This window comes from Actinotalea fermentans (assembly GCF_007991475.1).
In the GTDB taxonomy this organism is placed as follows: domain Bacteria; phylum Actinomycetota; class Actinomycetes; order Actinomycetales; family Cellulomonadaceae; genus Actinotalea; species Actinotalea fermentans.
In genome coordinates this window covers 1-17,955 of sequence record NZ_BJYK01000001.1, presented here as the reverse complement: position 1 = coordinate 17,955, position 17,955 = coordinate 1, and the positions used below count along the sequence as shown (strand labels likewise).

At 72.2% G+C, this 17,955-nt stretch carries 17 protein-coding genes; 7 read left to right on the top strand and 10 right to left on the bottom strand.

Annotated features, from left to right (window positions below):
• Positions 1–71: 71 nt before the first annotated feature.
• Positions 72–398, bottom strand: coding sequence for a WhiB family transcriptional regulator (locus AFE02nite_RS00085; RefSeq protein WP_034245905.1), 327 nt, complete (start codon positions 396–398; stop codon positions 72–74).
• A 319-nt stretch (positions 399–717) separates the two neighbouring features.
• On the opposite strand from AFE02nite_RS00085, the gene AFE02nite_RS00080 reads away from it, so the two are divergent.
• A complete protein-coding gene (locus tag AFE02nite_RS00080; protein WP_261765328.1) occupies positions 718–1,461 on the top strand; it encodes a TIGR03089 family protein in 744 nt (247 codons plus the stop codon).
• A gap of 42 nt (positions 1,462–1,503) precedes the next feature.
• Here AFE02nite_RS00080 and manA read toward each other — a convergent pair whose 3' ends face one another.
• Complete coding sequence (gene manA, locus AFE02nite_RS00075; protein ID WP_034245911.1) at positions 1,504–2,703, bottom strand: mannose-6-phosphate isomerase, class I; 1,200 nt, start codon at positions 2,701–2,703, stop codon at positions 1,504–1,506.
• Between the two features lie 117 nt (positions 2,704–2,820).
• On the opposite strand from manA, the gene rfbA reads away from it, so the two are divergent.
• Positions 2,821–3,690 carry a glucose-1-phosphate thymidylyltransferase RfbA gene (rfbA, locus tag AFE02nite_RS00070; RefSeq protein ID WP_034245914.1) on the top strand — a complete coding sequence of 290 codons (870 nt, stop codon included), beginning with the start codon at positions 2,821–2,823 and terminating at the stop codon, positions 3,688–3,690.
• A gap of 78 nt (positions 3,691–3,768) precedes the next feature.
• Here rfbA and AFE02nite_RS00065 read toward each other — a convergent pair whose 3' ends face one another.
• The 7 genes from AFE02nite_RS00065 to AFE02nite_RS00035 all read right to left on the bottom strand — a co-directional run bounded on the left by AFE02nite_RS00065 (position 3,769) and on the right by AFE02nite_RS00035 (position 11,775).
• The gene (locus tag AFE02nite_RS00065; protein WP_034245916.1) at positions 3,769–4,755 is read right to left on the bottom strand and encodes a Gfo/Idh/MocA family protein; all 987 of its coding nucleotides are present in this window, start codon (positions 4,753–4,755) and stop codon (positions 3,769–3,771) included.
• Entirely contained in the window at positions 4,755–5,846 is a 1,092-nt protein-coding gene (locus AFE02nite_RS00060) for a DegT/DnrJ/EryC1/StrS family aminotransferase (protein ID WP_034245917.1), read from the bottom strand. The genes AFE02nite_RS00065 and AFE02nite_RS00060 overlap by 1 nt, the downstream gene beginning before the upstream one ends.
• Positions 5,846–6,457: an acyltransferase gene (locus AFE02nite_RS00055; protein WP_034245920.1), complete on the bottom strand. Its 612-nt coding sequence runs from the start codon at positions 6,455–6,457 to the stop codon at positions 5,846–5,848. Before AFE02nite_RS00055 ends, AFE02nite_RS00060 begins: the two co-directional genes overlap by 1 nt.
• 105 nt (positions 6,458–6,562) lie before the next feature.
• Positions 6,563–7,690, bottom strand: coding sequence for a UDP-N-acetylglucosamine 2-epimerase (locus AFE02nite_RS00050; protein ID WP_034245923.1), 1,128 nt, complete (start codon positions 7,688–7,690; stop codon positions 6,563–6,565).
• Entirely contained in the window at positions 7,687–8,940 is a 1,254-nt protein-coding gene (locus AFE02nite_RS00045) for a lipopolysaccharide biosynthesis protein (RefSeq protein ID WP_146818896.1), read from the bottom strand. Before AFE02nite_RS00045 ends, AFE02nite_RS00050 begins: the two co-directional genes overlap by 4 nt.
• Before the next feature lie 101 nt (positions 8,941–9,041).
• The gene (locus AFE02nite_RS00040; protein WP_034245926.1) at positions 9,042–10,088 is read right to left on the bottom strand and encodes a glycosyltransferase family 2 protein; all 1,047 of its coding nucleotides are present in this window, start codon (positions 10,086–10,088) and stop codon (positions 9,042–9,044) included.
• Positions 10,089–10,197: 109 nt separating this feature from the next.
• On the bottom strand, positions 10,198–11,775 hold the full coding sequence (locus AFE02nite_RS00035) for a DUF2142 domain-containing protein (protein WP_034245929.1): 1,578 nt from the start codon (positions 11,773–11,775) through the stop codon (positions 10,198–10,200).
• A gap of 84 nt (positions 11,776–11,859) precedes the next feature.
• On the opposite strand from AFE02nite_RS00035, the gene AFE02nite_RS00030 reads away from it, so the two are divergent.
• From AFE02nite_RS00030 to AFE02nite_RS00020, 3 genes are all read left to right on the top strand, one after another.
• Positions 11,860–12,600 carry a glycosyltransferase family 2 protein gene (locus tag AFE02nite_RS00030; RefSeq protein ID WP_034245932.1) on the top strand — a complete coding sequence of 247 codons (741 nt, stop codon included), beginning with the start codon at positions 11,860–11,862 and terminating at the stop codon, positions 12,598–12,600.
• The gene (locus AFE02nite_RS00025) at positions 12,597–13,016 is read left to right on the top strand and encodes a DUF2304 domain-containing protein (RefSeq protein ID WP_034245935.1); all 420 of its coding nucleotides are present in this window, start codon (positions 12,597–12,599) and stop codon (positions 13,014–13,016) included. Before AFE02nite_RS00030 ends, AFE02nite_RS00025 begins: the two co-directional genes overlap by 4 nt.
• 103 nt (positions 13,017–13,119) lie before the next feature.
• The gene (locus tag AFE02nite_RS00020) at positions 13,120–15,369 is read left to right on the top strand and encodes an N-acetylmuramoyl-L-alanine amidase (protein WP_146818895.1); all 2,250 of its coding nucleotides are present in this window, start codon (positions 13,120–13,122) and stop codon (positions 15,367–15,369) included.
• A 25-nt stretch (positions 15,370–15,394) separates the two neighbouring features.
• On the opposite strand, the gene rfbD is transcribed toward AFE02nite_RS00020, so the two are convergent.
• The gene (gene rfbD / locus AFE02nite_RS00015) at positions 15,395–16,243 is read right to left on the bottom strand and encodes a dTDP-4-dehydrorhamnose reductase (RefSeq protein WP_034249412.1); all 849 of its coding nucleotides are present in this window, start codon (positions 16,241–16,243) and stop codon (positions 15,395–15,397) included.
• A gap of 108 nt (positions 16,244–16,351) precedes the next feature.
• On the opposite strand from rfbD, the gene AFE02nite_RS00010 reads away from it, so the two are divergent.
• Together AFE02nite_RS00010 and AFE02nite_RS00005 are read left to right on the top strand one after the other, a co-directional pair.
• Entirely contained in the window at positions 16,352–16,969 is a 618-nt protein-coding gene (locus AFE02nite_RS00010) for a dTDP-4-dehydrorhamnose 3,5-epimerase family protein (RefSeq protein WP_034249410.1), read from the top strand.
• Positions 16,962–17,921, top strand: a complete 960-nt coding sequence (locus tag AFE02nite_RS00005; RefSeq protein ID WP_034249408.1) for a glycosyltransferase family 2 protein — start codon at positions 16,962–16,964, stop codon at positions 17,919–17,921. The genes AFE02nite_RS00010 and AFE02nite_RS00005 overlap by 8 nt, the downstream gene beginning before the upstream one ends.
• Positions 17,922–17,955: the final 34 nt, after the last annotated feature.

Genomic DNA, 17,955 nt, shown 5'->3' with positions numbered 1-17,955 from the left:
GACCGGGGCCACTCGCGCCGCGCCCGGGCAGCGGGTGATCCACGCCTCAGCGCGGCACCCCCGCAGTCGCGTCAGACGACCCGCTTGCGGAGCTTGCGACGCTCACGCTCGGACAGGCCGCCCCAGATGCCGAACCTCTCGTCATGGGCGAGGGCGTACTCCAGGCACTCCGCGCGCACGTCGCAGCGGGTGCAGACCTTCTTCGCCTCGCGCGTCGAGCCGCCCTTCTCGGGGAAGAACGCCTCGGGGTCGGTCTGGGCGCAGAGCGCGCGCTCCTGCCAGCCGAGCGCCGTCTCGTCGTCCGGCTCGCCGAACAGCGGCAGCACGGGCGCCATACCGTCGGTCGGGCGGGCCAGGTCGGACGGGAACGCTGCGTCGTCGTCGAGCAAGTTCCACATGTCGAGAGCCTCCGTGCCCATCGGTGCCCGTCAGGTCGTGCTGGTCCTGCGCGCTACGAGTCGTACCTTGTGTTCGTCATGTCCGCGCTGCTGTCGCTGCTCATACCGCTCGTGATCGTGGCTGATGACGCGTGCTGATGATGCTGCTGTGAGCGAACGCTCTGAGAGAATTACACGCGTGTCATCCGCTGCAGTCAAGCCGGGATGTGCTACACGCAGCACGCAAGTGGTGCACCGGGTGAAATTCACCCGCGCTCGCGCGCCGCTCCGGCGCGGTCGAACGCGGGTGCACAGGCCCGAGCGTCCCTAGGCTGACCCCGTGACCGCCGCCATGCCGCTGCCCGGCCTCCTCGCCCGCCTCACCGCCGACCCGGGCCGACCGCGCCTGACCTGGTACGGCGACGACGGCGAACGCGTCGAGCTCTCCGGCCACGTCCTCGACAACTGGGTGACCAAGACCGCCAACCTGCTCGTCGAGGAGTACCAGGCGGGCCCCCTCACCCGCGTCCTCCTCGACCTGCCTGTGCACTGGCGTGCGGTCGTGTGGGCCATGGCGACCTGGCGCGTCGGGGCGTGCGTCGTGCTGCCACCGGCCGGGCGCCCGGACCTCGTCGTCACCCACGAGCCGGCGCGCCACGTGGGCGAGGGCACCGACGTCGTCGCCGTCGCACTGCCCGCCCTGGCCCGTCACCTCGAGGGCGAGCTGCCGGCCGGCGTCGTCGACGCGACCTCCGCCGTCATGACCTACGGCGACGTGCTCACGTGGATGCCCGAGCCCTCGCCGAGCGCGCCCGCGGTCAAGGTCGGCGAGCAGCTCGTCGCCCACGCCGCGCTCGAGCACTGGGCGCGCTCCGTCCTCGAGCGGCACGGCGAGTGCCCGCCGGGCGGGCGGCTGCTGGTCGCCGTCCCCGCCGACGCCCTGGAGGACGGCCTCGGGCTGGCGCTGGCGGTCCTGCTCCTCGGCGGCTCGGTGGTGCTGTGCGGCCCGGGGATCGACGCCGTGGCGCGTCAGCGCATCGCGCGGGCGGAGCTCGTCGTCGGGCAGGTCGTCGTCGCGGGCTGACCTGGGGTCTTCTGCCGGGTGACGCCCGGGTGGGGCGACCGGTCAGGGCACGTCGGCCTGCACGACGGTGCCGGCACCCCCGACGCGAAGCGGCCCCTCGACCGCCGGGACGAAGACCGACTCGCCCCGCGCGAGCTGCGTCTCGTCGTCCTCGGACCGGACCGTGACCTCGCCCGACACGCACAGGACGATGCGGGGACCACGGCCGGGGAGCGGGTGCACCTGGCCGCCCTCGACCTCGGCGACGGAGAGCTCGAAGTCGTCCACGGGCGCGTAGAAGACCTTCGCGGCGCCGTGGAACACCTCGGGCGCGACGCGGATCGGCGGCGCAGCGACGTAGTCCACGTTCACGAGCAGCTCCGGCACGTCGACGTGCTTGCTCGTCAACCCCGCACGCAGCACGTTGTCGGAGTTCGCCATGACCTCGACGGCGAGTCCCTGGAGGTAGGCGTGCACGCCGCCCGCCGGGATGAACATCGCCTCGCCGGGCTCGAGCGTCACGGGGTTGAGCAGGAGCGAGGTGACCGCGCCCGGGTCGCCGGGGTACGCCTCCGCCAGCTGCACGACCGTCCGGTCCGCACGCGGCGACGGCGAGCCGCTCGCCAGGCGTTGCCGGCACGCGCGCGCCACCGCCTCGACCTCGCCCGTCGTGGGTCGCAGCTCGGGTTCGAGCAGGCGACGGAACGCGGTCCGGATCCCGCGCACGGACGGCTCCGCGGCGAGGACGCGGTGCAGGGCCTCGGCCAGCGGCGCGTCGAGACCGACGAGGAGCTCGGCGGCGCGACGCGGCGCCCGGAAGCCCGACAGCGCCTCGAACCGGGTGAGCGCGTACACGAGCTCGGGCTTGTGGTTGGCGTCCTTGTAGTTGCGGCGCGGGTCCGTCAGCGGGATGCCGGCCGCGTTCTCGGCGACGAACCCCTCACGTGCGCGTTCCACGTTCGGGTGCACCTGGAGGGAGAGCGGCTGCTCGACGGCGACGAGCTTGAGCAGGTACGGGAGCGAGCGGCCGAACCTGGCCATGACGTCCGGGCCCAGCATCGACTCCGGATCCGCACGCACCAGCGCGTCCAGCGGGACGCCCGCGGGCTCCTCCGCGGTGGCGACGCGCGACGGGGCGAGCGGGTGCGCACCCATCCAGAGCTCGGCGACCGGGCGGCCGGGCGGGGCGGCACCCAGCAGCTCCGGGATCGCGGTCGACGATCCCCAGGCGTAGTCCTGTGTCTGGTTGACGAGCCTGTACATGGCCCCCCGTCCGAACGTCCAGTGGTCGCCATGATGCTAGTGGGCGGCCTCGAGTCGGCGGCCTCCGCCGAGCGAGCGGGTGTCTGCCCGGGCCGTGATGCGCCAGACTGGTCCACCATGCGAGGGATCATCCTGGCCGGCGGCTCCGGCACGCGACTCCACCCGATCACCATGGGTGTCAGCAAGCAGCTCGTCCCCGTGTACGACAAGCCGATGATCTACTACCCGCTCTCGACGCTGATCCTCGCCGGCATCCGCGACGTCCTGGTCATCACGACGCCGCACGACGCCGAGCAGTTCCAGCGGCTGCTCGGGAACGGGTCGCAGTTCGGGATCTCGATCTCCTACACGGTGCAGCAGGAGCCGAACGGCCTCGCCCAGGCGTTCGTCCTGGGGGCCGACTTCGTGGGCAACGACAGCTCCGCGCTCGTGCTCGGCGACAACATCTTCTACGGCCCGGGCCTGGGCACCCAGCTCGCCCGGTTCGAGGACATCGACGGCGGGGCCGTCTTCGCCTACCGCGTCGCCGACCCGACCGCGTACGGCGTCGTCGAGTTCGACGACGAGGGGCGCGCCCTCTCGCTCGAGGAGAAGCCGAAGCAGCCCAAGAGCAGCTACGCGGTGCCCGGGCTGTACTTCTACGACAACGACGTCATCGCGATCGCGCGCGACCTCGAGCCGTCGGCGCGAGGTGAGTACGAGATCACCGACGTGAACCGCCACTACCTGGACCAGGGTCGCCTGCAGGTGGAGGTGCTCCCGCGCGGGACCGCGTGGCTCGACACCGGCACGTTCGACTCGCTGCTCGAGGCCTCGGACTTCGTCCGGACCGTCGAGCACCGGCAGGGCCTGAAGATCGGCTGCCCGGAGGAGGTCGCCTGGCGCCGCGGCTTCCTCTCCGACGAAGAACTTCGCGACCGTGGCGAGGCCCTGGTGAAGTCGGGGTACGGCGCTTACCTCCTGGGCCTCCTTGCGGCGACCGGGTAGTGCGCCCCCGGCGGACGCCGGTGATCGCGCGAGGGCTGTGGCCGGGAATCGGCCCACAGCCCTCGCGCGATGCTGCGCCTACAGCGTCACCGAGCGACCCTCGTCAGCCGACGTGAGAACCGCTTCGGCGACGCGCACCGTCGCGAGACCCTCGACCATCGTCACGATGTCCGACGAGACGCCGAGAATGGCGTCGCGGAAGGCCTCGTGCTCCACGAGCAGGGGCTCTCGCTTGCCCAGCGCGTAGCGGACCACATCGCCCTCGGTCATCCCGCGGAAGCCGGCAAGGGACTCCCAGGTGTTCTCGGTGGTCCCGTTGGCGTAGTACGTCAGGTCGGCGGTCAGCGTGTCCGCGACCAGCGTCCCCAGCTCCCCGGTGACGACGGTCGAGCGCTCTTTGAGCGGGGACAACCAGTTGACGAGGTGCGTGGCGATCACGCCGCCCTCGAGCTCACCGACGAACGCGACCAGGTCCTCGTGCTGACGTCCCGATCGGAAGGCGACGTGCGCAGCGACACTGGTGTACGGCGCACGCGCCACCCACGCGGTGAGGTCGATGTCGTGCGTCGCGAGGTCCTTGACCACGCCGACGTCCGCGATCCGCGGCGGGAACGGCCCCTGCCGGCGCGTGGAGACCTGGTAGATCTCGCCCAGCTGACCAGCGTCGAGACGAGCCCGCAGCCCACGCAGGGCAGGGTTGTACCGCTCGATGTGACCGACCGCACCGATGAGGCCGCGCTCGCCGAACGCTGCCGCAAGGCGGCTCGCCGCCTCAGCGGTGTGTGCGAGCGGCTTCTCCACGAGCGTGTGCACCCCGGCCTCGGCGAGGGCGAGGCCGATCTCGAGATGCAGGTTCGTCGGCACCGCGACCACGGCGTAGTCGATGCCCGCCGCGATGAGGTCGTCGACCGACGACCCCACGTCGAGACCCGCCGCCACCCCGTGGCGGTCGCCGCCCGGGTCCGCCACGGCCACCAGATCGACACCGGGGAGCGACCGCAGGACGCGGGCGTGGTGCCGCCCCATCATGCCGAGGCCGATGAGTCCGGCGCGCAGGTCCGCCATCAGGCACCGGCCTTGGCAAGGGCGTTCACGCCGGTGACGATCCGCTCGAGGTCCTCCTGCGAGAGCGCAGGGTGTACCGGCAGCGAGAGCACCTCGGCGCACGCCCGGGCCGTGACGGGCAGGTCCGCGGCCACACCGAACGACGGCAGCTCATGGTTCGGGATCGGGTAGTACACGCCCGAGCCGACGCCGTACTCGGCGGCCAGGGCCTGCGCGAAGGCGTCCCGTCCCTCGGGAACGCGGATGGTGTACTGGTGCCACACGTGGGTCGCGCCGTCCGCGACGACCGGCACGCCGACGCCGTCGAGGTGCGCACTGAGGAAGTCGGCGTTGGCCCGGCGCTGCGCAGTCCACGCGGGCAGTTTCCGTAGTTGCACGCGCCCGATGGCGGCGTGGACGTCCGTCATCCGCGAGTTGAAGCCGACGACCTCGTTCTCGTAGCGACGCTCCATGCCCTGGTTGCGCAGCAGGCGCACGTTGCGCGCGATCTCCTCGCTCGCGCAGGAGACCATGCCTCCCTCGCCCGACGTCATGTTCTTGGTCGGGTAGAGGCTGAACATGGCGAAGTCGCCGAACGAGCCGACCGGGGCGCCCTGCCAGGTCGCCCCGTGCGCCTGCGCGGCGTCCTCGAACAGGCGCACGCCACGACGGTCGGCGAGCTCCCTGAGTGCCGACATGTCCGCCGGGTGCCCGTAGAGGTGGACCGGCATGATCGCCGCCGTGCGCTCGGTCAGGACCTCTTCGACGGAGGCGGCGTCCAGGCAGAACGTGGTGGCGTCGATGTCGGCGAAGACGGGCGTCGCGCCCGCCAGGGCCACCGAGTTGGCAGTGGCCGCGAAGGTGAACGACGGGACCACGACCTCGTCGCCCGGGCCGATGCCGGCGGCCAGCAGGCCGAGGTGCAGGCCCGACGTACCGGAGTTGACGGCCACGCAGGTGCGTCCGCCGACGAGCTCGGCCGCGAACTCGGACTCGAACGCGGCCACTTCCGGGCCCTGCGCGATCATGCCGCTCGCGAGAACCCTGTCGACCGCCGCTCGCTCCTCGTCCCCGATCAGCGGCTTCGCCGCCGGGATCATGCTCTGCCCCATCACTCGTCTCCCTCGTTCGCCGTGACGAGCGTCAACCCGTCACCCGTCTGCTGGTACGTCTCTCCAGTCGCGGGGCAGCGCCATCCGCCGCCGCCGATGTCCTCCAGGCGCACGCCCGCCCGCCCCACCCAGCCGATGCGCCGCGCCGGGACGCCGGCCACGAGTGCGTGATCGGGCACGTCCTTCGTGACCACGGCGCCCGCCGCGACGGTCGCCCAACGACCCACCGTGACGGGGGCCACACAGACGGCCCGAGCTCCCACCGCGGCACCGGTCCGCAGAGTGACGCCGACCGCCTCCCAGTCGTGGGCGGACTTCAAGGTCCCGTCCGGGTTCACCGCCCTCGGGTAGGTGTCGTTCGTCAGGACCGCGGCCGGACCCACGAACACACCGTCCTCAAGGACGGCAGGCTCGTAGACCAACGCGTAGTTCTGGATCTTGCAGCGGTCGCCCACACGGGCGCCCGAACCGATGTAGGCGCCCCGTCCGACGACGCAGTCCACGCCGAGCACGGCCCCGTCACGGACCTGGGCGAGGTGCCAGATGCTGCTGCCATCGCCGACGTGCGCCGAGGGGTCGACGTCCGCCGAGTCTGCGATCCGGGTGGCCACGGGGACCTGCCTTTCCCTGTCGTCCTGAAGTGAGCCGACGTGTCGTCGCCAGAAGCGAGCCTAGGGAGCCCGGCCCGCGATCGGGCCGGACCCTCGTCCCACGGCTCAGCCGCCGACCCGCGCGGCCGCCCCGCCACCGAGCGCCTCGATGGCATCGACGATCAGCGCGCTCGGCCGGACGTCGCCGACGGTACCCGCACTGCGGTGTCTCTCGTGCCCCTCGAGGAACTGCGACAGCGCGTCCCTGTCGAGCCCGGTGAGGACCATGCTCACGCCCACCCCGTCCATGCGTTCGGTATGCCTGCGGTGGACGGCGCACGGGATGCCGAGATGTGCGGACTCCTCTTGCAGGCCACCGCTGTCGGTGACGACGAAGCGCGCCTTCGCGAGGACGGGGAGGAACCGGACGTAGCTCAGCTTCTCGGCGAGGACGAACCGTTCCTCGTCGAAGAGCGACAGCAACCCGTACGAGCCCAGGCGTTCGAGCTCGGACCGTCCTGCGAAGTAGACGATGGGGTGGCGCCTGCGGGCGTAGTCGGCCAGGCACTCCAGCGCGTCCCGGTAGAGCGACTCGTCGCGGACCAGCTCGAAGCGGTGCAGGGTCGCCACGCCGTAGCCCTCGGGGAAGGAACGGGCATCCTCCTCCTCCGGGCGCTCCAGCGCGTAGCGGACGGCATCCACGACGGTGTTGGCGCCCGTCACGACGACCACGCCGCGGCGGCGGCGGAGGTTGTGCTCCTCGCGCTCCGTCGGCGCGAAGTGGATGTCCGTGAGGTGCGCCACCGCTCGGCGGTTGAGCTCCTCGGGGAACGGGTGCAGGAGGCTCCCGCTGCGCATCCCCGCCTCGACGTGCCCGATCCGAGCACCGAGGCGGCGGCCGATCAGGGCACCGAGCGGCGCCGTGAAGGTGTCGCCGTGCACCAGGACCACCGCCGGCGTGCCGTCCACCGTGAGTCGCCGACGCAGCTCTGCTCGGCGCGCCCAGGTGGTCCGCACCACGCGGACGAGCCAGGCCGGGACCTCCGCCGGCCGTGCGAGGTTGCGAGCGGTGCCCCGCGGCACGAGCCAGACCGCGGGTTCGGGAAGGTCGAGGTCGCGCGAGGTAGGACTGAGCTCGTCCACGTGCTGCCCGGTGTACCAGATCTCAGCGAGCCGGCCGCGGGCGGCGAGCTCGTGGAACACCGGCGCCATCTTGATGAGCTCCGCGGTGGTCCCGACGATCAGCGCAATCACGGTGTGCCGTCCTCCTCGCCGTGGCGGTCCGCATCCGGTCCCGGCGCGGTCGGCGCATGAGCATAGCCCGCTGTCCCCTGCGGGCCACCGCCCGGCACGCGGCGGGACAGATGCAGGTGCGCGGCGAGGAACGCCACGAGGACGGCGACGCCCACCGCGCCGTTGAACACGATGAAGGTCTCGACGGAGGGCAGTGCCGCCTTGCCGCCGAACCACTGGACGAGGGCCAGGACGAGCAGAGCACCCACGCCGACCCTCGTGCTCGCAGCGGTGAGCCGGATCAGGAGGCCCTGAGCCATGGCCCAGGGGATCCACGCGACGGCGAGCAGAGGCAGCAGCTCCGCCGTCTGGGCGTAGCCGTCCCCGAAGATCGCCGCCACGACGTCGCCGAGCCATGTGACGAGGCCGACCATCACGAGGCTGGCGACCAGGGTGATGCCCAGGGTCACGGCCACTCCCAGCCGCGTCATGGAGGAGTCGTCGCGCCGCGCGACGAAACGCGGGAGCAGGTACAGGGAGAGCGTCGACGGCACGATGAGAATCGTCTTGATGACGGTGACCGCCGCGGCATAGGCGCCGGCCACGTCGGCCGGAGAGCCGCCACGGACGAGGACGACGTCCATGCTGGTCACCCAGGTGAACACGACGGTCAGCAGCAGCACGACGACGGTGTCGGCGCTGAACGCACGCGGGCCCGTGCCGAGCGCACCACGCCTCGCCTGGGCCGCGGCCCCGACTGTCCCGAGGACCGACGTCAGCAGCAGGGCCCCCAGGACGCCCACCGCAGACCACCCGAGGGCCAGCGCGACGACGCTCAGGCCGAGCTGGAGCACCTGGGCTCCCGTGGACCACAGGACGACCGCTCGCGCACGACCCGCGCCCTGGAGCAGACCCTGCGCTCGCGCGAAGAGGAAGTAGGGCCCGACTGTGAGAGCGGCGAAGACGAGCGCCAACGGCGAGACCTCACCCGATCCGAGCAGCGGAGACGCCACGAGTACCCCGACGGTGCAGATCGCGCCGAGGACGAGCGCCTCGATCGTCGAACCATCGAGCCGAGGACCCCGTCTGACGGGCCGACGGCGGGCCTCGGCCGTCGCCACGGCGACGGAGTTCCGCAGCGCCGCGCTACCGATGGAGGCGACGTTGATGAGGGCGAGGAAGGAGGCGAGCAGCCCGTAGTCCGACGGGCCCAGGCCCCGGATCACCAGGAGCTGGAACGCGGCCGTCGACGCGACACCGACGGCACTCACGACGAGGACGCCCGCCAACGCACGCGCATGCTGCTGTGCATGTCCCCTGGCGGTTGCGCCGGCCGACGTCACCGGGACCATCGGAACGCCATCCGGAGCTGTCACGTCGGCTCGGCCCGCCGCCACAACGTTGCCCGGTGGATGACGAGGCCCCGGACGAGGCCCCGCCAGAACGCGACGCCGAACGGCAGGATGTACGCGACGTAGGCAACGAGGGCACGCCGCGGAACCCTGCGCGCACCGCCGATGGCAGCGGGCAGGGCCACCGCGACGGCGGCGGCCGCGGCGATTCCTGCGACGGCCCGCCAGGCGTGGCAGGCGGAGGCGACGGCGAGGCCCGCGACCGCCAGCGGAGGCGCGACCCCGAGCCCGACGAGGGCAGCACTACGTGCGGGGCTGGTGCCGCCGTAGCTGTCGACGAAGAGGGTGCCGCGGTTGCGGGCGTGCGACAGGAACCGGCGCACCGTCGTCCTGGGCCGATAGGTGGCGGAGAAGCCCGGCTCGAGGCGGATGGGCACCTCACGTGCGACGAAGCGCAGGAGCTTGGTGTCGTCGGACGTGAACCGCGCGTTCTCGGCCGGCCACGACGCGTCGTACGCCCGGAGCATGAGGTCGCGGTCGATGAGGAGACAACCGGTCCCCTTCGGCACCCGGTCGAAGTTGTCGGGCGTGATGAGCATCGGCCGAGGGTTGGCGAGGTAGGAGCTCCAGAAGACCCCCGTCGGCACCTCCCAGAACCGCCCCACGAGGGGCGTCTGCGGGTCGGTGACGACGTGGCCGTTCCACGGCTCCCGGCCCCCGAGGGCGTCGTGCTCAGCCAGGTACGCGAGCGCACCCGGGTGGAGGAGCAACCTCGAGTTCAGGATGAGCACGTGTGCTGACTCGGCGGCCCGCAGGCCCTCCCAGACGGCCACGAACACGCCGAGGTTGTCCTGGGGCACGACCCGCAGCGGATGAGGGTACCGGGCACCGATGGAGGCCAGGACGTCAGCCGTGCCGTCCGTGGAACCGTCGTCGACGACGACGACCTCGGCGGCCCACGACGTGGCATCGAGAGCCACGCGGAGCGCCTCGAGCGTCGTAGGAAGCCACTCCGCGGAGTTGTACGCGGGGATCACCACCGAGACGTCCGGGCCGCTGGGCGCCAAGGGATCGTTCTCCTCACTCCGGTCGACGGGCTCACCGTCAAGGCGATGACGGCGGCGGGCGGTGCTTCGGAGGTCGACCGGACGCCGGCCGCCGCACCGACGGTCCAGGCTACCGGAGCGACTCTGGCCCGGAGGAGCGGTCCGACGCCCCGGGCGTCGAGGCCACCTCGACGCCCGGGGCGGCCGGAGCAGTGTCCCCGCGCAAGGTCGGCGCCGTCGGCGTCACGGAGACTTCCTGCACGACGAGTTCCCTCGACAGCAGCACGAGGCCGGCTGCAAAGGCCGACGAACCGAGGAGCCAGACGACCATCGGCCCGGGGACGCCGCCGGACCACCACCATTCCGATGCGACCCCGAGGTTGATGGATTCGACGTCCGTGCCGTAGACGTACCGCCGGATGTTCGAGTAGAGCGCGAGCGCGTGCGCAGCGCTCATGCCTCCGACGGCCAGCCAGCGCTGGCCGGTGGAGATCGTGGGCGCGCGGCCGTCCACCCGGCACACCACCGTCAGGACCAGGAGGATCATCAACGGCAGCACGTAGCGAGGCTGGACGTACGCGCCGACCGGAACCCCGGTGAGGTACTGGATGTACGCCGGTACCAGCAACGCGGCGAGGGCAGCGCCCGCCACCGCCAGCCCCTGCGGCCGCGCGATGCCGCGGATCCCACTGACCAGCACGGTCATGAAGAGACCGAACATCACCGTCCAGACGAGGGCGGGCATCCCGGTGTCGAGCCAGCCGAGGCCCCAGGAGCCCAGCGCGCCGGCCCACAGCGCGGGCACGTCGGCAACGGTGCGCAGCACCCGGCCCAGCGAGAAGACCTGGGCCCCCGTCCCCTCGACCGCTGACGACTGCCCGACGGTGAGGAACGCTATGCCGGACAGACACGCCAGCACGGCCGGGTAGACGGCCCGGACGACCCAGCGCCGGTCGGCGCGCAGCGTGACGAGGAGGGCCGCGCCGATGCTCAGCCCGGCGTACAGCGCGGCATCGCCTCGGGCACCGGCGCCGAGCCCGACCGCCAGGGCCAGCAGCCCTGCCGACAGGAGCTGCCGACGACGACCGTTCGCCGTGAGGTGCACCAGACAGGTCACGAACACCGTCGCCGCGGACGTCAGCGCCCAGCTGCTCGGGTTGACCGACGGCACGATGAAGGTGCCGAGCGGCACGAAGGTGACGGCGACCCCCAGGACGAGCCCTCGCCGCAGGGCCGGCGTCGCGAGGACGAAGGCGCCCGCCACGAACAGCACGAAGATCATGGCGTTGAGGAGCCGCATCGCTATGACGGAGCCCTCGATGCTGTCGCCCACGAGCACGCTCATCACGCTGAAGAACACGGGCGGGTAGTCGCCCAGGAAGTTCCCGCGCTCGGTGTCGAGCATCCGGCCGTCAGGATCGGTGATCGAGCTGCCCTGGCAGGCCGCGCTCTCCTCGGGGTGGAAGGCGTAGCAGCGGGCCTCGTGAAGTGCGGCCGGCACCTCGCGCGAGACGGGCGAGCCGCCCTCCTCGCAGAGCCCGTCCCGGACGCCCTGACCGCACCAGATGCTGGTGAGGTGGAAGTCCTCGTCGGGCGAGGAACCGACAGGGCTCCCGACGGCCCAGGCCGCGAGGGACACCATGACGAGAACAGCGCTCAGGACGCGCACGACGGTGGTACGGCCGACGACGGCCCCGAGGCTCCGCACGGCGCGCAGGTTATCAGCCCGCCCCCGAAGCACCGCGCGGCCGTGCGAGGACGTCGCCGGGCGGCTCCTCGGTACAGTGCCGGTGTGCCCGACGCTCACACCGACCTCCTCATCATCATTCCCGCGTGGAACGAAGAGGTGACGATTGGCGCCGTCGTGCGGGAGGTGCACGAGGAGGTCCCGCAGGCAGACGTGCTCGTCGTGAACGACGGCTCCATCGACGCGACCGCCGAGGTCGCCCGGGCGGCGGGTGCCCTCGTGCTCGACCTTCCCGTGAACCTCGGGGTGGGCGGCGCCATGCGGGCCGGCTACAAGTACGCGTTCCGCCGCGGATACCAGCGCACGGTCCAGCTCGACGCAGACGGCCAGCACGACCCCGCCTCGGTCGAGCGCCTCCTCGGCGCGATGCGGGAACGGGGCGCGGACATCGTGATCGGCGCCCGGTTCGCCGGCGTCGGCGAGTACTCCGTCCGGGGGCCGCGTCGCTGGTCCATGAAGATCCTGGCGAAGGTGTTGTCACGGGTCACGGGCACGCGGCTGACGGACACGACGTCGGGGTTCAAGGTGTGTGGCCGAGCCGCCATCCGCTTGTTCTCGGCCGACTACCCGGCCGAGTACCTCGGTGACACCGTGGAGTCGCTGGTCATCGCGACACGCGCCGGACTGAAGGTCGACCAGGTGGGAGTGGCCATGCGGCCCCGTGCCGGCGGAAGCCCCTCGCACAGCCCCATGAAGGCTGCCGTCTTCCTCCTTCGCGCGGTCTTCGCACTCGCCATCGCCCTCTCGCGGCCCAAGGCGCCGCTCCCGGCGGAGCTGACGGCATGACGGGCTACGCGCTGGCAGTCACGCTCTGCCTCCTGGTCGTCGCACTGCTCTTTGCTCTGCTGCGCCGCCGCCGGATCCGCGAGAAGTACGCCGCCCTGTGGGTGATCCTCGCGATCGCCGTCGGCCTGCTGGGGGCCTTCCCCCGGCTCGCCTTCTGGCTCTCCGACGTCGTGGGTGTGCAGGCGCCCGTGAACCTGCTGTTCGCGACGGCCTTCGTGGTCCTCCTCGCGGTCTGCATCCAGATCTCCTCCGAGGTGTCGAGCCTCGAGGAGCAGACGCGCACCCTGGCCGAGGAGATCGCGCTCCTGCGGCTCGAGGTGCGCCAGTCGACGGAGCTCGCGGGACCGGCGGAGCAGACGCCGTCGACGGACGCCGCGAGCGCCGACTCCACCACGACGGACGGGCCGAGCGCCTGACGGAAGGCCGAATGGTCGGTCGCCGGCGGCGGTTCGTGATTCCCCCGGGCCCGAGAGTGGTGAAAGATTCCTTGGGACAACTCGGCGTGCTCAGGGGGATCTCATGAGGCAGACGCGCGTACTCCTGGCCGCCGCCGTGGCGGTGATGCTGACGGCCCCGGTCGCGAGCGCCTCGGCAAGCGCAGCTCCATCCGCCCCCACGACCGGTGGGCCGACACCCCGCGCGTCCGCGGCCGCGCTCGGCAGCGACGGCGGTGACGGTCTCTCGGTCGTCGAGCTCGACCTGCCGAGCGTCGACCGCGCGTCCGTCGACGCCCTGCCGGAGTCGGCGCCGATGCCGGACGAGGGCGGCACGCCTCTGGCGGCAGCCGCCGCGCCCGTGGGCTCACCTGACGTGCTGTCCGCGGAGCTCGACACGGCCCCGTTCTCGGTGCTCGGCGTCACGTGGCAGGCCGACCCGGCGCTGACGGGGGTGGTGATCCGCTACCGCGTCCGCCAGGCGGGCGAGTGGACCGACTGGGCGGCCGTGTCGGCCTCGGACGTCGCCCCGGACGCCGACTCGACCGAGGGTCGCAGCACCGGCGCGCGCGACGGCATCGATCCGATCGTCGCCGTCGACGCCGACGGCGTGCAGATCTGGGCCGACGCCGCGACCGGGGTCGTGGCCGGCCTGACGGCCGTGCTCATCGACCCGGGCGACGACCCCCCGTCCCTCGATGCGGCCGCGTCCGTGTCGCCGAGCAGCGGCGCCGAGCTGACGGCAGGCGGTTCCGGAGCATCGGTGGCGGGGCTCGGCATGGCGCAGCCCTCGATCATCTCCCGAGCCGGCTGGGGCGCCGACGAGTCCCTTCGCCCCTGCGAGCCCGACTACTCCTCCGGGTTCGCCGCGGCGGCGGTGCACCACACCGCGTCCACGAACTCCTACGGTCCCGACGACGTGCCCGGCCTCATCCGTGGCTTCTACGCGTACCACACCCGTCCGGAGTCGGCCGGGGGCCGCGGTTGGTGCGACATCGGCTACAACTTCCTCGTCGACAAGTTCGGCCGCATCTTCGAAGGTCGCGCGGGGGGCATCGACCGCTCGGTGATCGGCGTTCACACCGGCGGCTTCAACTCGCGCACGATCGGGGTCGCGGCCATCGGCGACTACTCGCAGGCCGCAGCCCCTGCCGCGATGATCGAGGGGCTCAGCCAGGTGATCGCCTGGACCTTCACCGTGCACCGGATCTTCGCCGGCCAGAGCGTCTCGCTGGTGTCCGGGGGCGGCGCGTCCAAGTACCCCGAAGGTACCGTCGTGCAGTTCCCCACTGTCTACGGACACCGCGACGCCCAGCTCACCGCCTGTCCCGGGCAGGCTCTGTACGACGCCCTGCCGGCGATCCGCGCCCGGGTGGCGCAGCTCGCCAACGCCACCGTCTCGTGGTCCCCGTACGGCAACTGGGAGTCCACCCGCGTGGACGGGCGGCAGGTGTCCCTCAAGGGCTGGCTGCACGACCCCGACACCACCGCGCCGATCCAGGTCGCAGTTGAGGTGAACGGGGTCACCACGACGGCGCTCGCGGACGGCGCCCGTCCAGACGTGGACGCCGCCGTACCGACCGCCGGTCCGCGCCATGGATTCCAGGTCACGGTGAACACGACGCGGGACCGCAACGTCGTCTGTCTGCGGAGCCGCAACGTGGGGCTGGGTGCCGACGTGAACCACGGCTGTCGCGTGGTGACGACCCGGTCCTCTGCGCCGCCGACGGGCCGCATCGAGCAGATCTCGGGCTCGACCGGCCAGGTTCTCGTCTCCGGCTGGGCCTACGACCCTGACACGACCGATCCCATCGACCTCCGGATCGACGTGGGCGGCGTCGCGCACGTGGTCACCGCGGACGGGAGCCGCCCGGATGTGGGTGCCGCCTTCGGCAAGGGCGATCGGCACGGCTTCGTCGCGTCGCTACCCGCTGCGGTCGGCGCTCAGCGCGTGTGCGTCTACGCCACGAACGTTCCGGGCACGGAGCTGCAGCTGCTCGAGTGCCGCGTGGTCGACGTCGTGAACCGGGCACCGTCAGGCCGGGTCGACGAGCTGACCGTGACCAACCAGGGCGTCACGGTGCGCGGCTGGGCCCTGGACCCCGACACGACCGCCTCGATCGAGGTCCACGCCTACGTCGACGGCGGCGGGCGCCGCTTCGTGGCCGACCTGCCCCGACCCGACGTCGGTCGCGCCTTCGGCCTCGGCGACAACCACGGCTTCCAGTTCGACGTCCCAATGACCCCGGGCCGGCACCAGCTCTGCCTCTACGCCCTCAACAGCCCCGCCGGCTACAACCCCGCCTTCCACTGCCAGACCGTGCAGGTCGGTTGATCTCGGACGACCGCCGGCGGGGGGGTCACGCCCCGAGGACGAGCGGTCCTGCCACGGCCCACCGTTGCGCCCAGTCGCCGATCGGGGCGACGTCTGCTGCCACGAGCGCACCGTGGTCGAGAACGGAGAACGGTGGCCGTGCTGCGGCGCGGCCGAACGCGGCGCTGGTCGTGGCGGTCACGAGCGCAGGGTCGCCGCCGGCCGTCGTCACGACGGCGCGGGCGAAGTCGAACCACGAGGCCCGGCCGGCAGACGTGCCGTGGTACGTCCCCGCCGGCGCACCTGCGTCGATCATGCGGACGACGAGGTCCGCCAGGTCGGCGGACCATGTCGGCTGGCCCACCTCGTCGGCCACGACCGCTACCGTCCCCCGTTCGGCGTAGATGCGGGCGATGGTCTTCGGGAACGACGAGCCCTGTGCCCCGTACAGCCACGCGGTGCGGATGATGAGGTGGTCCGGCGCCTCCGCGCGGACCGCCCACTCGCCGGCCGCCTTCGTACGGCCGTACGCCGAGCGAGGCGCGATGGGGGTGCCCTCCGCGTACGGGGTCGTGGCCGCGCCGTCGAAGACGTAGTCCGTCGAGATCTGGACGATCCTGGCGCCATGACGGGCCGCTGCCCGGCCCAGGTTGGCCGGGCCGACGGCGTTGACGGCGAACGCGGCGGCTTCCTGCTCCTCTGCCGCGTCGACAGCCGTCCACGCGGCGCAGTTGACGACGACGGCGTGGCCGCCGACGGCCTCCATGACCGCGCCGGGGTCCGTGATGTCCACCTCGTCGCGGTCCACCGCCGTCACCTCGTGGTCGCGGCTGCGGAGCGCTGCCACCATGTCGTGCCCGAGCATCCCTTGCGCTCCCACCACGAACCAGCGCACCACGCCTCCAGCGTCTCGTCCACACCCGGTCTCCGCCGTACCCGGCCGCGGCCAGCGTAGCCGGGACCGCTACCCTGGCCGACGACGACCTGACGAAGGAGCGACACAGTGGAGTACCGCGAACTGGCCGTGCCGGGAGCCTGGGAGATCACGCCCCGACAGTTCGGCGACCCTCGCGGGGTCTTCCTCGAGTGGTTCAAGAGTGAGAGGTTCGAGGCCGCTCTCGAACACCCGCTCCGGCTCTCGCAGGCGAACCTGTCCGTCTCGGCCGCCGGTGTCCTGCGCGGCATCCACTTCGCCGAGGTGCCGCCCGGGCAGGCGAAGTACGTCACGTGCGTGCGTGGTGCCGTGCTCGACGTGGTGGTGGACATCCGCGTCGGCTCCCCCACCTTCGGCGCGTGGGACAGCGTCCTGCTCGACGACGTTGACCGACGCGCCATCTATCTGGGCGAGGGGCTCGGCCACGCGTTCATGTCCTTGGAGGACGGCTCGACCGTGACCTACCTGTGCTCGACGCCCTTCGCGCCGGGCCGCGAGCACGGTGTCCACCCGCTGGACCCAGCGATCGGCATCGACTGGCCGACCACGGGTCGCGACGGCGGCCCGCTCACACCGCTCCTGTCCGCCAAGGACGCCGCCGCACCGTTGCTCGGGGATGCCCTCGAGCGCGGGCTGCTTCCCACGCTGGACTCCGTGGAACGGTATCTGGGATCTCTGCGTGCCTGAGCCCGCTGCGCGCGTCGTCGCGGTCGTTGTCACCTATCGTCCCGACACGGCGGCCACGACCGCACTCATCGACGCGCTGGCCCCTCAGGTGGCAGCGCTGGTGGTGGTCGACAACGGGAGCCCTGAGCCGGTGGTCAGCGAGCTCCGCCGCGCCTGTGCGGCCCTCGGCGGAGCGGCCGAGCTGCTCGAGCTCGGGTACAACCGCGGCATCGGCGCGGCTCAGAACGCGGGCGTCGTGCGCGCCGGCGAGCTCGGGGCCGACGCGGTCCTGCTCTCCGACCAGGACTCGCTGCCTTCCCCCGACATGGTGGCCGTCCTGCTCGACGGACTCACCGCTGCACGCGCCGACGCTGCAGCGGGGCGGATCGCGCCACCTGCCGCCGTCGGGCCGGTGATCACGGACGGGCGCAATCAGGGGGCCGTTCTGCTCTTCTCCGATCATCGTTGGGGACCGCGACGCGCGCACGTGTCGGACCGGCACGGCGCACTGGTGCCCGCCACCTTCCTGCTCGCGTCAGGGTGCCTCGTCCCGGTCGGTGCGCTCGACACGGTCGGCCCCATGAACGAGGCGTGGTTCATCGACCACGTCGACCTCGAGTGGGGGCTCCGGGCGCGTCGGGCCGGGCTCGGACTGTACGGCGTCGTCGGCGCGACGATGTCGCACTCGCTCGGCGATCGGACCCAGCGCATCCCTGGCCGGCAGCGGGACGTGCACGTCCACGCGCCCGTGCGGAACTACTACATGGCGCGGAACACGGTGCTGCTCATCCGCTCAGGACTCATGCCGGTTGCCTGGCGCTGGGGCTACGCCGCGTGGATCGCCAAGTACGCAGTCTTCTACATGCTCGCCGTCGCACCACGTGCCCTCCGGGCACGCCTGCTGCTGCGCGGCCTCGTCGACGGGTTGCGCGGCCGGTCCGGGCCCGCCCCCGAGGGGCGTCGGAACCGCTGAGACGGCGCGCGACGGAATCAGGTGACCGTGACGG

Excerpts from the sequence above, each read along its gene's own strand:
- AFE02nite_RS00025 (WP_034245935.1), top strand. The coding sequence starts at position 12,597 with ATGACGGGCTACGCGCTGGCAGTCACGCTCTGCCTCCTGGTCGTCGCA.
- AFE02nite_RS00085 (WP_034245905.1), bottom strand. The coding sequence starts at position 398 with ATGTGGAACTTGCTCGACGACGACGCAGCGTTCCCGTCCGACCTGGCC.
- rfbA (WP_034245914.1), top strand. The coding sequence starts at position 2,821 with ATGCGAGGGATCATCCTGGCCGGCGGCTCCGGCACGCGACTCCACCCG.
- AFE02nite_RS00065 (WP_034245916.1), bottom strand. The coding sequence starts at position 4,755 with ATGGCGGACCTGCGCGCCGGACTCATCGGCCTCGGCATGATGGGGCGG.
- AFE02nite_RS00020 (WP_146818895.1), top strand. The coding sequence starts at position 13,120 with ATGAGGCAGACGCGCGTACTCCTGGCCGCCGCCGTGGCGGTGATGCTG.
- AFE02nite_RS00060 (WP_034245917.1), bottom strand. The coding sequence starts at position 5,846 with ATGGGGCAGAGCATGATCCCGGCGGCGAAGCCGCTGATCGGGGACGAG.
- manA (WP_034245911.1), bottom strand. The coding sequence starts at position 2,703 with ATGTACAGGCTCGTCAACCAGACACAGGACTACGCCTGGGGATCGTCG.